The organism is Sphingobium sp. ba1 (assembly GCF_000743655.1).
Lineage (GTDB): Bacteria > Pseudomonadota > Alphaproteobacteria > Sphingomonadales > Sphingomonadaceae > Sphingobium.
This window is the reverse complement of sequence record NZ_JPPQ01000006.1, coordinates 190,856-192,222: the sequence shown is the minus strand read 5'-3', so window position 1 is coordinate 192,222 and position 1,367 is coordinate 190,856. Positions and strand designations below refer to the sequence as shown.

At 65.7% G+C, this 1,367-nt stretch carries 2 protein-coding genes; both read left to right on the top strand.

Annotation, left to right across the window (positions count from 1 at the left end; all coding sequences use genetic code 11):
- Positions 1-180, top strand: a 180-nt coding sequence (locus IL54_RS23590; RefSeq protein ID WP_156106049.1) for a DUF2958 domain-containing protein, incomplete at its 5' end; no start/stop codon positions are given.
- A 120-nt stretch (positions 181-300) separates the two neighbouring features.
- The coding region (locus tag IL54_RS01055) for a ParB/RepB/Spo0J family partition protein (RefSeq protein ID WP_037472522.1) at positions 301-1,367 on the top strand (1,067 nt) is incomplete at its 3' end.

Below are 1,367 nucleotides of genomic sequence, written 5' to 3'. Positions count from 1 at the left end.
TCGTTCGGCTTGCAGATCGAGCGCGATATCGGCTTTTCGACGACCGCCAGCCTGTCGGTATGGGCCGACACCGCGCGCCGTGCCGGTTCGATCAGCCAAGCCCAATCCATCATCTGGCGCATCGAGTCCGCGCCTGTCCCCGAGCTTCCGACCGATCCCGAGGACGGGAAAGGCGGATGACGCGCGGCGCGTCCCGCCGCAAGCCTCGCCGGGGAGGTCAACGACCCCGGCAACCGGTCCCGACGCGGCGAAACCGCGAATCCCGTGGCGACGGGACCGGCGCTCACAAGGAGTAGACCCATGAAACTCGATTTTATCCCGCTCGACAAGCTGGTCGTGAGCAAGGCCAATATGCGTTACAGCAAAAAGGCCCCGGACGTGTCCGACATCCTGCCGACCGTCCGCAGCCGTGGCGTCATCCAGCCGGTCATCGTCCGTCCCAATTGCGCGCCCGATGGCTATGAGATCGTTGCCGGAAGCCGCCGCTTCCACGCCGCGAAGATCGTTGCCGAGGAACGGCGCGCGGCGGGCGATATGACACCGGAGCCGATGCCCTGCGCGATTCTCGACGAGGACGACGACGCCGCTGCCATCGAGGCGTCGATGATCGAGAACATGGCGCGACTCGACCCCGACGAGGTGACGCAGTGGGAGAATTTCATCCGCCTCGTCCGCGAAGGCCGCAAGGTGGAGGACATCGCCGCGACGTTCGGACTGCCCGACCTCGCCGTCAAGCGCGTGCTGGCGCTCGGCAATCTGCTCCCCGCCATCCGCGATCTCTACCGCAAGGAACGGATCGACGCGGCGACCGTGCGCCATCTGACGATGGCGTCCAAGAGCCAGCAAAAGGCATGGCTGGCACTCGCCGACGACGAGAATGCCTATCTGCCGACCGGCCACCAGTTGAAAGCATGGCTGTTCGGCGGGCAGTCGATCCCGGTGAAACATGCACTGTTCGACGTGGACGCGAGCGGGATCGCGACCATCGCCGACCTGTTCGGCGAGGACCGTTATGTCGCCGATGCCGATGCCTTCTGGACCGCGCAGAATGCAGAAATCGAGGCGCGCCGCGCCGCCTATGTCGAACAGGGCTGGGCCGACGCGATCATCGTGCCGCCCACGACACATTTCGCGACATGGGAATATGAGAAGGCGGGCAAGCGCAAGGGCGGGCGCGTCTATATCGATGTGCGCGCGACCGGCGAGGTGATCGTCCATGAAGGCTATGTCTCCGGCAAGGAGGCCCGCCGGATCGCCAAGGCCGAGGGGTGGGAGAACGGGACCGGTCAGAAAGCGGCCCGGCCCGAGGTGACATCGACGATGCAAACCTATGTCGACCTGCACCGCCATGCCGCCGTTCGTGCCGC